General features: G+C 34.5%; 12 protein-coding genes. 3 read left to right on the forward strand and 9 right to left on the reverse strand.

What is annotated here, in order from left to right:
• Window positions 1-118 precede the first annotated feature (118 nt).
• From NG806_RS10030 to NG806_RS10065, 8 genes are all read right to left on the reverse strand, one after another.
• Window positions 119-1801 (reverse strand): S8 family serine peptidase, encoded by a 1683-nt coding sequence (locus tag NG806_RS10030; RefSeq protein WP_261512922.1) that lies wholly within the window; start codon window positions 1799-1801, stop codon window positions 119-121.
• Between the two features lies 1 nt (window position 1802).
• Window positions 1803-2426, reverse strand: coding sequence for a WbqC family protein (locus tag NG806_RS10035; RefSeq protein WP_390882587.1), 624 nt, complete (start codon window positions 2424-2426; stop codon window positions 1803-1805).
• A gap of 56 nt (window positions 2427-2482) precedes the next feature.
• The gene (lepB, locus tag NG806_RS10040; RefSeq protein ID WP_261512925.1) at window positions 2483-4138 is read right to left on the reverse strand and encodes a signal peptidase I; all 1656 of its coding nucleotides are present in this window, start codon (window positions 4136-4138) and stop codon (window positions 2483-2485) included.
• Window positions 4139-4214: 76 nt separating this feature from the next.
• A complete protein-coding gene (gene dapB / locus NG806_RS10045; RefSeq protein WP_214827153.1) occupies window positions 4215-4916 on the reverse strand; it encodes a 4-hydroxy-tetrahydrodipicolinate reductase in 702 nt (233 codons plus the stop codon).
• A gap of 35 nt (window positions 4917-4951) precedes the next feature.
• Window positions 4952-5590: a DUF5683 domain-containing protein gene (locus NG806_RS10050; RefSeq protein WP_214827156.1), complete on the reverse strand. Its 639-nt coding sequence runs from the start codon at window positions 5588-5590 to the stop codon at window positions 4952-4954.
• Window positions 5591-6481 (reverse strand): ParB/RepB/Spo0J family partition protein, encoded by an 891-nt coding sequence (locus NG806_RS10055; RefSeq protein ID WP_214827159.1) that lies wholly within the window; start codon window positions 6479-6481, stop codon window positions 5591-5593. It lies immediately after the preceding gene.
• Between the two features lie 87 nt (window positions 6482-6568).
• Window positions 6569-7342: a ParA family protein gene (locus NG806_RS10060; protein WP_214827162.1), complete on the reverse strand. Its 774-nt coding sequence runs from the start codon at window positions 7340-7342 to the stop codon at window positions 6569-6571.
• Between the two features lie 165 nt (window positions 7343-7507).
• A complete protein-coding gene (locus NG806_RS10065; RefSeq protein ID WP_214827164.1) occupies window positions 7508-8341 on the reverse strand; it encodes an energy transducer TonB in 834 nt (277 codons plus the stop codon).
• A 387-nt stretch (window positions 8342-8728) separates the two neighbouring features.
• Here NG806_RS10065 and NG806_RS10070 point away from each other — a divergent pair, with 387 nt between their 5' ends.
• From NG806_RS10070 to NG806_RS10080, 3 genes are all read left to right on the forward strand, one after another.
• On the forward strand, window positions 8729-10339 hold the full coding sequence (locus NG806_RS10070) for a hypothetical protein (protein ID WP_214827166.1): 1611 nt from the start codon (window positions 8729-8731) through the stop codon (window positions 10337-10339).
• 74 nt (window positions 10340-10413) lie between these two features.
• Entirely contained in the window at window positions 10414-12246 is a 1833-nt protein-coding gene (locus NG806_RS10075; RefSeq protein WP_261512927.1) for a hypothetical protein, read from the forward strand.
• A gap of 51 nt (window positions 12247-12297) precedes the next feature.
• Entirely contained in the window at window positions 12298-13125 is an 828-nt protein-coding gene (locus tag NG806_RS10080) for an N-acetylmuramidase family protein (protein ID WP_261512929.1), read from the forward strand.
• Window positions 13126-13375: 250 nt separating this feature from the next.
• On the opposite strand, the gene NG806_RS10085 is transcribed toward NG806_RS10080, so the two are convergent.
• A complete protein-coding gene (locus NG806_RS10085) occupies window positions 13376-14662 on the reverse strand; it encodes an adenylosuccinate synthase (protein WP_261512931.1) in 1287 nt (428 codons plus the stop codon).
• Window positions 14663-14668 lie beyond the last annotated feature (6 nt).

Raw genomic sequence — 14668 nt, forward strand, 5'->3', positions numbered from 1 at the left:
CGTTTATTTTTTGTTACAATAAAGTTACAAAAAACCGTGCCAAAATTGAAAAATAAAAACAAAAAAGTCCGAAAAATTCGGACTTTTTATTATATATACTGTAAGACAGTGAAATAAATTATTTTTTAACAGTCTTTTTTACGGATTTCGTAGCTTTTTTTACTGCTGAAGTTTTCCCGTTATAAAAGTTAGAATATGCATATTCTGCTGCTCTTTTAAGATCTATTACTCCTCCAGCTTGTGAAAAGTCTCCAAATTGGTTCTCTGTACTTGGGTTACTGGATTTCACCAAAGCTTCGATGATCTGATTCGGCTTTAAATTTGGCATATAAGCTAATAAAACAGCTGCTGCTCCTGCTACAACAGGAGATGCCATTGAAGTCCCCTGAAGATATTCATATGTACTTGTTGGAACAGTAGAATAAATTTCTTCACCCGGAGCAAAAACATTTACCATTTTCTTGTTAAAGTTAGAGAAACTTGCTCTTAGTTCACTGTTTCTATTCGTGCTTGCACCTACAACGATTACATTGTTTACAAATGGTTTATCATCAGTAATATTTTTAAAGTTGGTTGGATAAGCAAGATGCTCAGCTACATCTTCATTTTCATTCCCTGCCGCTTTTACCAAAAGAACGCCTTTATCTTCAGCATACTTAAATGCATCCCAAACAACGTTTTTACCTGGAGATACTGGTTTTCCAAAGCTCATATTTAAAACTTTAGCCCCATTATCTACTGCATATTTGATTGCATTAGCAACATCCTTATCTCTTTCATCTCCATTAGGAACTGTTCTTACAGACATGATCTTAGCCACTTTTGAAGCTACACCATATTGAATCTCCTTTCCTTGAGGTAAACCAGCAATAATACCTGCTACGTGAGTACCATGCTCTGCATCTGGTCCCTGGTAATCATTATTTCCATAATTCTTTTGATTATAGTCATCATAATTATCACCAACGATTTCTGCTCTTGTATCATAGCTCAGATCATATTGTTTTGCTGCAGGGGCAAAATGATCGATTGCTCCTTTCATTTCCTTCTTCATTGCTGTTTCAAAATCCGCCGCTGACTTTCCTTTAAATTCAGGGCTTTGTGCAACCTGAGTTAAAATATTAAGTGCGATTGCATCTTTCTGCTCTGTTGGAGCCTTTATAGCCGAAATATTTTCAGCAGTTACTGATTTCCCACCTAAAAGTTTAATCATATTAGGAATCAAATCATTGATCATTGTGTATTGCTGAAGGCTTTGTTTTGCTTCTACACTTTTCTTAGTGAAAAGTTCTTTTGACTTCATATACATCGCAAATTCCTCTGGCATTTTAGCTTGATTTGCTTTGTTTTTAGTTGAATCATCTCCTTCAAATACCGGCTTATATTTAGCAACCATTCTCGTTACCTCCATATTGTCGATATCTACATCACCATTCTTTCCGCCGATAAAATTCCATCCGTGTACATCATCTATATAACCATTCCCGTCATCATCTTTTCCATTGTTTGGCACTTCGTTAGGATTGGACCATATATTTTTGATCAATCCCGGATGGTCAACCTGTACTCCACTATCCAGAACACCAACGACAACAGTTTTAGGCTTAAGTCCTTTAGATTCTAAATATTTATATGCATTTTCTGTATTGATACCATATACTTTTGTTGTTCCAAAATCTTTGTGATACCACGTCATTAAATCTTTATCTTCTTTCGGGTCAACGCTCTTTGCCTGTGCTTCCTGTGCAAAAGCAGAATGAAAGCCTGCTAAAAAGACAGCAGCTAATAATACCTTTTTCATGCTAGTATGATTGTTTAATATTTTTTATATAAGTCACAGATTCAGGCCCTTTGTTACAAATCAGGTCCAGAATCGATAAGTCATTCAAAAATCCTAATTTATCAGAGAATGTCTGATAGTACAAATCCATTTCATAGTCTGAAGGTAATTTTGCGGAAAATTTTTCTCTAAAATTAACTTGTTCAGGATTTTTGATATATTCTTCATTCAAAGAGTATGCCTTTTCTGTTTTTAAGATTTGCTGCAAAATCTCTAATCCTTTAAGATTAAAATCTAAAAGGTAATTTTCCTTTGATTCAAATAACCTGATCAACTTATCTTCATAAAATTCAAAATAAGGAGAACTCTGATAGGCAGTCTTGATAGATTTCCAGTGAAGCTTTCTCCAATCTTCCCTATTTGATACTTCTATTTCTTTAAATTCTCTTTTTCCAGTATGGCTGATAGGAATTATTAAAGAAAGTTTTCCATTTGCTCCATAAATATTAGTCCTGTTTCTATACGTTTGCTTCGGAAAACTTTCAAATTGTTCAAAAGTAACGTCATTCTCAGCGCCCATAAAAACTGAAAACCATGAAATTGGTGGTAAATAAAACACCGGTAATAATACATTCTTCATATTCATAATACAAAAATGAAGTATTTTTTCAAATACTTCATTTTATTTTAAATTTATTTTATTTATAAATCTTCTTCTGTTTTTTTCTTTCTGAACAGTTTAACAAAGTATTCCCATCCAAAGAATAAGACAAGGATCATTGCTGCAATCCACCAGTAAGATGTTTTATTTGCCTCTCCGGTATTGGTCGCTTTAAACATTCTTTCCCAACGGATCTTAAACGGAGCCTGGTAAGTAGAACTTGCATCTTTAAAAACTCCCTGTAAACTCATCCAGGTAAATATTGGTTTTCCTACAATGTTTTCTTCAGGAACGAAACCAAAGAATCTTGCATCCAAAGAAGCATCTCTGTTATCCCCTATCATCATATAGTAGTCTTGCTTTATTGTATAATTTGTAGCCTGCTGACCATTAATAAAAATCAGTCCATCTCTTTCTACCAAATTATTATGTTCATATTCAGAAATAATCCAACGGTATGTAGGAAGTGTTTCTTTATTAATAGCAACTACATCTCCTTTTTTAGGTATTCTAAGTGGTCCATACCAATCCTGATTCCAAGGTTTGTTGATTGGAAATATAGACTGTGTAGTATCAATACTTTTCGAATACGCCGTCCTATCAGCATTTAGTTTATGCTGAATAGTAGCAGAATCCTTTGGAAAGATACTTTCTTCCATATTTATTACACTTGGTAATGCTTTAATATCTGCTGCTGTTTTATTAGTTAATCCCTGAAACATATAAACAAACCCTTTATCTGTCTGCATTTCTCTTACAGGTAAGAAACCATAAGTATTGTATAATCCCGGAATATCTAACTGAGCTCCTGTATTTACAGTATATGCATGCTGTACTTCCTGATCTCCTAAAACAGTTTCAGGTTTACCATTTACAAAAAGCCTTCCCTGTCTCATTTCAAAAGTATCTCCTGCCGCAGCAACACATCTTTTCACATAAGGGTCTTTTCTGTCAATGGCAGTATGTACTGAATCCTGAGGATAGTTGAAAACAAGAACATCATTTCTCTGAGGCTTGTTGAATTGCATTATTCTTGCATAAGGCAATTTTACACCATCTACGTAAGATTTCGGATCATCTTTAGGATTTCCTTTTTCCCCGGTATCCATAATAGTTCCCTGTAAGAAAGGTATAGCTAATGGACGCATTGGTAATCTGTAGCCATAGCTCCATTTATTTACAAAAAGGAAGTCACCCACCAACAAGGTTCTTTCCATAGATCCTGTTGGAATCCCGAAAGGCTGAGTTACAAAAACATGGATGATCGTTGCGAAAACAACTGCAAAAGTAACAGAACCTAAGAAAGAATCTTTCTTTTTAGCTGCCTTTTCTTCATCCGTTAAGAACAACTCATTTTCATCTTCCAACTCTATTTCTTTACCATAATTCACTATTGCCATATAAATGAATGGAAGAATCACTGTAAGTAACTGGTCTTTGAAAAGAGTTTTTCCAAACTTTTTCATTAAATACAAATGAAAAACAGATATCATAATCGGACCAACAATTGGTAAATATGATAAAATAGCCCACCACTTCGGATGTTTGGTTTCTTTTAGAATAATAAAATAATTGTAAAAAGGTATAAAAGCAAATAATGGACTATACCCCAATTTCTTGAACAGTTTCCATGTTGAAATCCCCATTAATACGGATAAAATGAGAACGTATACTGTATAAGTTAAAAAATAATTCATAAATTTCGTGCCTATTCTATTAGTTTGTGTTGAGCAACTGCTTTATTAGTTTGTGATTTGGGGTATTTGTTACAGATTAGAGCCCCAAAACATCTTTCATTGTGAAATTTCCTTTCTTGTCCTTAATCCATTCTGCAGCAACTACTGCGCCTAATGCAAAACCATTTCTATTGAATGCAGTGTGTTTGATTTCAATTTCATCCACCTCACTTCTGTAGAATACGCTATGCGTTCCCGGAACTTCATCTTCACGAATAGCAAAAATCCCCAATTGATTTCCTTGAGTTTCTTCCAATTTCCATGCATCAAATTTAGGATTGTTTTTAAAAATACCCTCAGCTAAGGAAATAGCTGTTCCGCTTGGAGCATCTAATTTGTGAATGTGGTGAATTTCTTCTAATTGACAGGAGTATTCATTAACATTCTTCATTAGATCGGCCAACTTTTCATTTAAAGCAAAAAATAAATTGACCCCTAAACTAAAGTTGGAGCCATATAAAAATGCAGTTTGATTTTCTACTGCAATTTTTTCTACTTCTTCTTTTTTATCCAGCCATCCTGTGGTCCCGCAAATAACAGGAATATTATTTTCAAGACATGCTTGTATGTTGTTAAACGCTACTTCAGGTAACGAAAACTCAATCACTACATCAGGATTATTAAGATTTTCAGCAGTTGGAGTTTCTTTCAGACGGGCAACCACTTCATGTCCTCTCTTCGTAGCAATCTCATCAATGATCTTACCCATTTTTCCATATCCAACTAATGCTATTCTCATGTGACTTTTATTATTTATATAACCTTAATTATTTATTAGAACCTATAACTTAAACTCAACCCTGTTTTGGGAGGTTGTATACTGTACTGATCCTGAATAACAGTTGGTTTAAAAGTTAAATCAGGGTCATGGCGACTTTCATAAAGATGTGCATCAACTACAGCATCTACAATACTTAAAATATAGATCAATCCTGTAATTGCTATTGCATAATCTCTTTGTCTTTTTGCTCTATCCTGCACGTTCGCTAATGCTACTTTATCCAACCATGGTCGGCTATCAATAAATTCATTAGGAGTTCCGTTTAATTTGGCTATGTAATATTCTCTGTATTTTTTGTATTGCTTGTCGTTCCACATGGCAATACCTACTCCAGTTCCCACAGCACCCCAAACAATAGGAATTTTCCAATACTTTTTGTTGTAGTACTGTCCTAAACCTGGAAAGACCGCAGAATATAAACCTGCTTTTGTAGGATTTAATTTTAGTGTTTTTGCCGTAGGACCATTTGCACTTTCAAGGTCGGCAATCACTTTCGACTCTGATTTTGGTGGCTTTGCGGCAGAGATACTGTCCTTCGGATGGTGTTCTACCCGAATTGTATCATTAGGATTTACTTGTGAATAAGCCAGTGCAGATAGACACAAGAAAAAAGTGAACAATAATTTCTTCATTTATTTAATGTGAGACAGAATATATTCCAACTCATCTTCATTCTTAAAGTCGAGAACAATTTTACCTTTTTTACCGTTTCCGATTGTTTTAATCTCTACTTTTACTTCTAATATATCGGAGATTGTCTTTTGAGCTCTTTTATAATTATTTGAAAGTTCAGCTTTTACTTTTTTGGCAGCCGGTGATTTTGGATTTTTCAGTGCAGTAGCAGCCTGTTCAGCCTGACGAACATTCAGCTGTTCTTTAATAATAAGATCAAATAAAATTTGCTGCAGCTCATCATTTTCCATGCTGATAATTGCTCTACCATGTCCTGCAGAGATTTCACCACTACGAATAGCATTCTGAATATCCGGACTTAATCTCAATAATCTGATAGAGTTGGTAATGGTACTTCTATCTTTTCCTACTCTTTGGCTAAGGTTTTCCTGAGTCATTCCTATTTCATCTAAAAGCCTCTGATAGGTAAGTGCGATCTCAATAGAATCGAGATCTTCTCTCTGAATGTTCTCAACAAGAGCCATTTCTAAAAGCTCCTGATCGTTTACCAAACGGATATAGGCAGGAATAGAAGTTAAGCCAGCAATTTTACTTGCTCTAAAACGTCTTTCCCCAGATATAATTTCAAATCTTTCGCCTTCTTTCCTTAAGGTAATTGGTTGGATTACACCCAGGTTTTTAATAGACTGCGCTAATTCATTTAATGCTTTTTCGTCAAAATAAGTTCTTGGCTGAGTTGGGTTGGGATAAATATCTTCAATCGCTACTTCTACGATATTTCCAACAAACTTATCTGCCCCTTCATCAGTAGCAGAATTAACAGTTGCTTTGGATTCAGCACTTAAAATAGCTCCCAAACCACGTCCCATAGCTCTTTTTTTGTCCTTCATAGATATAATTGATAAATGATGATAACATAAATGATAAGTGATAAATCAATTATTACATTTAAGTGCTATCTATTATTTATTTAAATTTTAATTCTTTACTAAATTTTCATTTTTCAACAGAACCTCTTCTGCCAACTGAATATATTGAATTGCCCCTTTACTTTCAGCATCATAATTCAAGATACTTTCTCCGAAACTTGGTGCTTCACTTAATCTAACGTTTCTGCTGATGATCGTTTCAAAAACCATCTCAGGGAAATGTGCATTTACTTCTTCAACCACCTGATTAGACAACCTTAATCTGCTGTCATACATCGTTAGAAGTAAACCTTCAATATCAAGATCTTTGTTGTGGATCTTCTGAACATTTTTAATCGTATTTAAAAGCTTCCCTAAACCTTCCAAAGCGAAATATTCACACTGGATCGGGATGATAACAGAGTCTGCTGCAGTTAATGCATTTACAGTGATCAAACCTAAACTTGGTGCACAGTCGATGATAATATAATCATAATCATTCTTTACACTTTGTAAAGCTTTTTTAAGCATATACTCACGGTCTTCCTTGTCTACCAGTTCAATTTCCGCAGCTACTAAGTCTATATGAGACGGAACGATATCAAGATTTGGCGTTGCTGTTTTCTTGATACAATTAATGGTTTCGACACTGTGTTCTAAGAGATTGTATGTAGAATACTGAACATCTTCAACCCCTAATCCTGAAGTGGCATTAGCCTGAGGATCAGCATCGATGATTAATATTTTTTTTTCCAATACCCCTAATGCTGCCGCAAGATTTACAGCTGTTGTCGTTTTTCCAACTCCCCCTTTTTGATTAGCGATACCTATGATTTTTCCCATTATTAGAACTTTAAGCCTCAAAAATACACATTTTTCTTTGCTCTTAATCGATGATGAAAACTAAAAATGAGTTAAAATATTGTTAATAAGAGCTTTAAGCATAAAAAAAATTATCCACAAAAAATAGTATTTTGTGGATAACTGTCAAGATTTGTTTAATATCGATTATTCAAACTTCATAGATATTGGAAATTTGAAATAACTTCTTACGGCTTCGCCTTTTTTATTTTTTCCTGGAACCCATTTTCCTCTGATCGATTTTATGGTTCTCATAGCCTCACTATTGAAATCTGCATTTACACCATTAGCTTTGATACCTGAGATTGTTCCATCAATCTCTACGATAAAAGTAATGGTCGTTTTTACTACCCCTTCTGTATCAAACCCGGAACCGTCAAAGTTATTCATAACTTTATTTCTGAATGAATCTATTCCGCCAACGAAATTAGCTTCAATACTAAGTTCTGTCTCAATCTTTTTAGGATCAGTTTTTTCAACGGGAGGTTCGGTCTTTACATAAGGTACATTTCCAGTTCCAATATTTTGAGGAACAACCGGGATGTATTTTGTATTCTCAACTTCTTTACCTGGTGAAGTTTGAGTACTTGCTACGGCATTTTCTTTGTCTACTACTTCCTTTTTCTCATTGGTTACAATTGCTTTTGGCTCTGGTAATCTTTCATCATAAGTTTTAACTTTCTCAGCTCGAATTGGTTCTGGTTTAATTTGTGCTGGTGGGTCTTTCACTGGTGGGTCCTCAGGAATATCCATTGGATGATATACGGGCGCAACCGGAACTTTTGGTTCAGCAGTTTTAAACGCTGAAATAGCTAATGGTGTAATTGAAATAGCAGCCAACAAACTTACACCTACGAATAGTGCTTTTGTTAGAATTCTGTCTGATTCATTTCTTAAAACATAAGCACCATATTCCTTATTACGATGCTCGAAAAGAACTTCATTGAAGCGAAATTCCTGATTAGTGTGTAGGTGTTTCATCACTTTAAATATTTAAAACGGTTAATAAAAATGTGATTATTAGTTTTTATAGCACTTATCGATAAGTACGTTTATAATATCAAAACATTTGCCAAATTTTTGTTAAAACATTAATATTTTAAAATTTTTTATGACAATTAACAAAATTAATTATGTATAAGATAATAATACACTAAAAACAAAGAATATACGATTTATATTATTCAACAATAATCATATTTTAATTCAAAAAATTTAATAAAAATTAAAAAACAGTAAAAACCACACCAATAAACAGGAAAAATACTGAGACTTTCCATTTGAACCCGAAATACATTTGTACCATACAAAACCGGGGATGCTGAAAACCGAAAAGAGTAAGCAATAAAAAAACAAAAACTTATAATTATGCCAACTTTAACTCAAGAAGCAAAATCGAACTCATTAATGAGCATGCTTTTAAAACAAGTGTATGACACCGTAACTAATGGTGGAGATCCAGACTCTCTGGGACCAAATGACTTCATTGCATTTGACCCGGTAGGGATTACTCTTTCTGAAGATACTTTTGATTATGCTCTTAACGGGCTATTCGGAGATGCTCCTTCTCCCAAACCAATGCTTGATGGAAAAGGAAATCCAATTCTTGACGCCAATGGAAATCCAAAAATCGACATGGAAGCGTACCAAAATGCTTTATCAAACAGTAAATTCAGAAAGTATCTTCAAATGGAACAGTTCGCTGCAATGGTGGATGTTATTCCTTCACAATTACCTCCTCTTACAAGTACAGGAAATGGAAGATCAATGTCTATTATGAGTATTATGAATGATTCTCAAAAGAGAGTTTCTAAAGTATACGAGGATCTTTTACAATGGTCTGTAGTAGTAGACACAGAATTTGATGAAAAAGTAGAGAAGAAACTAAACACTTTAAGGGATAAGCTTTTCAAAATCAAAAAAGTAAAAAATACAGATTTCGATCCGAATTCACCTATCGACGATATGAATAAACCGGAGATCTTCCACACTTTCGTTTCTCCCACCTATTCTAAATATGTAGAATATCAAATGAAGTATTATGATATTGTGGATGCGAACAACGAAATAAGAACGGCCGCAGACAATGGAGATGCAGAAGCTATGGCTAAACTTTCTATTGATGGTAAAAACATGAAAAAACGTGAAGATGCTTCACTTAAAGCGTGGCAGTCTTTGGGATATAAGGAAGCGGTAGAAAAAATCCAAAATTATCTAAGTGAGGTAGAGCAAAAAAACATGCTCGTAATCAAAAAAAGAATGGAATCTGAGTTTAGAAACAGCCAGAGAACAAGAGTTTTGGATTACACCAATTATTCACCTTCTATTCCGGTTGCAGCTAATGCATTAAAAGAATCTAAAGGGTGGCCAACAGTAACTATTGTTGAGGGTGAATCTAACTACGACTACTCAAAATCAGTTCACAACTGGGGAGCTGCTGCAGGATTTAGTTTAGGAATTTTCTCAATAGGAGCAAAAGGTGGGGGAAAACATGAAAAGACTAAAATCAATACTGATTATACAAATATGAAAGTCTCTTTCAAACTTGGAAAAGTAAGAGTCGAAAGAGGATGGCTTAACCAGAATTTCATAGAGTCTAAATATTGGAAGTTACATGAACAATCTCCACAAACTTTAAGTGGTGATGTAATCAGTGATGGAAAAGGTAAAGGATTAATGCCTTCTATGATCACAGAATTGATCATTGCAAAAGATGTATGTCTGGATTTCGCAAACAACAGCACTGCATTCACTGATGTTAAAAATTCTGTAACCTCAGGAGCAGCCGTAGGTATCGGACCTTTTGTTTTCGGAGGTACTTATAGCTATGACAACCAGGATGTACAGTCTAATGCTAAATGGAACGGTAAGAAGTTAACATCTGATGGAATCTACATCATTGGTTACAAATGTCATGTTGTTCCAAAATCTCCAAATCCAAATCCTGAGATCAAGAAATGGACTGACGGAAAATCATAATATCCTTCTCAATAAAGAATAGCCGGCAGAATTTTTTTCTGTCGGTTATTTAAAAATCAATAAAAACTAATGCCATGAAATATTTTATTGCCGTCTATCAAAAGCTTAAAAACACTTACCTGTCTCAAAGCTCCATGGAGAATGACCTACCTATGATTTGTCCTTCTCTCAGGGTTTATGAGAATGAAGAGCTGGAACTTCTAAAGCCCCAAAGTTTGTTTAATGATGATCAGAAAAAAGCTCTTTCGATTATTAAAAAGCAAAATATGGCTTATGAACTGAATTCGGTTCCTATTTCTTCTCAATTCTGGGATCTGAATCCCAATAATTCTCTGTTTGATATCTATCGTGATATTCTGGATAAAAATAATTTAAAGAATCTTGAGGAAAATCTGGATAAGGTAATTGCCATCCAAAGCACTATACTTTTTGATGCTAAAAAGAGTGATACTAAGGAATTCAAAGCTTATAAAAAATACAGAACGATCCATGAGCAGGCCGTTGATAAAATTACGGCTCATCTAGAATTATTTGACAGTCTGGATACTGATGAAGAAAAGAGCAATTGGAATGATCAGTTAGTTAATTTAAACACAATGAAAGAACTGGCTTTTTCTGACTGGAAAATAAAAGGCAATAAGGATATTATTGAACAAGAGCTGGCAAGAATTAATAAAGCTTCGGATGCCGATTTATATTTAGCTATGGCTCAAAGTGCTAAAAACACTTTTGAAGCGGCAGAAAAAACGGATGTGATCAGCAATGCTTCGATTCATGATATTAATTTTATCCCTTATGATTTCATGGAAAACGAATCCGGATGGAACAGTATGAGAATCGAGAAATCTGAACTTGACAGTTTATATACTGAGGCAAAGAACACAAACGAAAATATTCCGTCAGAAATTCTATCAATAGATTATGATGAAAGTGTAATTCAAGCCGTGGAGCTGGATTATTCATTTGTTCATCTAAAAAGAAGCTGGTTTAATAAAAACTTTATGATGTCTGATCTTTTTGAATGGAATGAACCAAAAAAAATATCAGATGGCCAGACGATCTCCAATGACTTCAAACTACCCGCTTTTCCTAAAACGATGATTTTAATTAAAAATCTAAAAATAGTCTTAGACCCTTCTATCACTAATGATGCAGTTAATAACCCGAATCAATTGATCTATTTTGGTCCGCTGATCATGAAACAGCAGCTTTTTGTGAATAAAAACAATAATCAGAAATTTCTGAAAGCAATAACAAATGTTAGAACTATAAAATCTGATCAATTAAACAATTTAACCCGAAAAACAGTCAATGTTGAAAATGCCAAAATATCAGCTACAGAATTCACAGCAAAACCAATAGCCGAACCGACTGCTGAAACGATAAAAGTAAACCCTAATCTTGCCTTTAACAACAAGGTGAATATGAACATTCTCAATAGTGTCAGAAACTTAAGGCCGGTTACTACAGTTACCACACCGCAACCAATAACTCCAGTCCAACCCATAAAACCTGTGATTCCAATCAGAAATACGGGAATCTTTGTTCCAATAAAATATCCTATTCCGATTCCCTCAACAGGAGCGAATGTACAATTCAGGGTTTTCGATAAAATAAACAATGATCCTATTTATAAATGCTCTATCTCTATTAAAGGGACAAACAATAGCAGAATTTATGAAATAGAAACCAACGAAATAGGAATGATCAATCAGATCATCCCAATTGGCGAATACAGCATTGAATTAAGAATAGATGACTATGCAGTTATTAACCAAAACTTTAGTGTTGTAAATGATAATCCATTGAATCTGGAATACAGGCTTCAAAGAGAAGAAGTTAAATTCAAGTCTTTCTTTCTGATCGGAATGATCTGTGAAAGAATGCCTAAAATACCAATGAACTGATTTTTGAGATCTACTCAATAATCTTTTAACTCTATATAAAAACAACCAACCATGAAACTTTTAAAATATAATACCAAAGCACCAGAAGTTCTCACACTTTGTGAACTTCTTTATAAACAAGGATACAACGTCAAAATTTCGGATTCATTTACTCTTGAAGTGGATGCGGCCGTTAAAGATTTTCAAAGTAAAAATTCATTAGTCGTTGACGGAATTGTCGGCGTTAAAACATGGACCGTTTTGCTTGCTAAAAATTCTGCACCGATCAATTCAACAGATAAGTTTTTAAAGGAAAGTGATCTTATTAATTTCGCCAATCAATATGGGCTTGAGCTGGCCGCCGTAAAAGCAGTCAATGAGATCGAAAGCAGCGGAAAAGGATTTTTAATTAATAATAAACCTAAAATACTGTTCGAAGGTCATATCTTCTGGAATGAGCTCCGAAAAAGAGGAATAGATCCCAATTCTTATTATAACTCTTCAAGCAAAGATGTTCTTTATCCAAAATGGACTAAAATCTATTACCAGGGAGGCGTCAAAGAGTATGACAGATTAAATGAAGCCATTGGATTAGGAAATGATGCTAAATTTAAAGAAGCGGCTCTTTCTTCAGCATCTTGGGGAAGTTTTCAGATCATGGGATTCCATGCAAAAAACCTGGATTATGTTGATGTGAATGATTTCGTTTCCAAAATGGAGATCAATGAAGGAGAACATTTGAAAGCATTTGGAAAATTCTTAGAAAAAAATGGACTTTTGGTTCATTTAAGAAATAAAAGCTGGGCTAATTTTGCAAAAAGATATAATGGTGGAGGCTATAAGCAAAATAAATATGATGAAAAGCTAGCTAAGGCGTATGCAAAATATTCGAGTAATTAAATAATTAGATACGTAGTGCAATGATTTAAAAAGTTCTCTTTGCGCTATGCTTTAAGCTCCCGCGATTGAGCAGATGATGCAGATTTTTTCTTGTGATCCGTGAAATCTGTGGGAGTTTTTTTTCATAATTATTTATAGATTGCTTCGTCGCTTCGCTCCTCGCAATGACAAGGACGAAAGCATTAGACAATACAAAAAAAGAGACTATCAGATTGACAGTCTCTTTTTATATATTTAAAGTTATTCTATGTTAGAACAATTCTTTTCTGATAATGTTCTGACTTCTTTCAGGACCTACAGAAACTAAATAAACATTAATTCCTAAATACTTTTCGATAAACTCAATATACTTCTGAGCTGTATCAGGAAGTTCATCATAGCTTCTTACTTTTGTAAGATCTTCATTCCACCCTGGTAAATCCTGGTAGATCGGCTCATAGTTGTATAATTTCTCTGTTGATGAAGTGAAGTAATCAATTACTTTTCCATCTTCAGTTTTATAATGAGTTACGATTTTCAGGTTTTCAATTCCTGTAAGAACGTCAAGTTTAGTAATCACTAAGTTATTAATACCATTGATCATACAAGCATGCTTTAAAGAAACAAGATCTAGCCAACCGGTTCTTCTTGGCCTACCTGTAGTCGCCCCGAATTCACCTCCGATCTGTCTGATCTTTTCTCCTAACTCATTATCTAATTCAGAAGGGAAAGGTCCGTTTCCTACTCTTGTACAATATGCTTTAGCAACACCAATTAAATTTTGAAGTGAAGTTGGAGGAACACCAGCTCCTGTACAAACTCCTCCTGTAGATGGAGAAGATGAAGTAACATAAGGATACGTTCCGAAATCAATATCCAACATTAAAGCCTGAGCTCCTTCAAACAAAACGTTTTTACCATCTCTGATCGCTTCGTTCAATTCAACTTCTGTATCTACAATTCGGTCTTGAAGTTGCTTTCCAATCTCTAAAAACTCGTTGTAAATTTCTTCTACGTCTAAAGTCGGTTTTCCGTAGTATTTTTCAAAAAGAGAATTTTTAATTTTCAGGTTTTTCTCAATTTTTTCTCTTAAGATCTCAGGATTCAAAAGGTCGATCATTCTGATCCCAACTCTTGCAATTTTATCTTCATAACAAGGGCCGATTCCTTTTTTAGTCGTTCCAATTTGAGTTCCTCCATGTTCTTCTTCACGGTAAGTATCCAAAAGAATGTGGTAAGGCATGATCACATGCGCTCTTCTGCTGATAAAGATATGATCTGTTCTTAAGCCTTTGCTTTCGATCTGACCAACCTCTCTGATGAAAGATTTAGGATTTACTACTACCCCGTTTGCAATAATACACTTGCCTTTGCACTGAAGAACTCCAGAAGGAAGAAGGTGTAAAACAAATTTTTCTTCACCCACATAAACCGTATGACCAGCGTTGTCTCCCCCTTGGAAACGTACTACATAATCCGATTTAGCAGATAAAACATCCGTGATTTTCCCTTTACCCTCATCTCCGTACTGAAGACCTACAACTACGTAAGTTGACATATTTTA

This window comes from Chryseobacterium paludis, assembly GCF_025403485.1.
Classification (GTDB): Bacteria; Bacteroidota; Bacteroidia; order Flavobacteriales; family Weeksellaceae; genus Chryseobacterium; species Chryseobacterium paludis.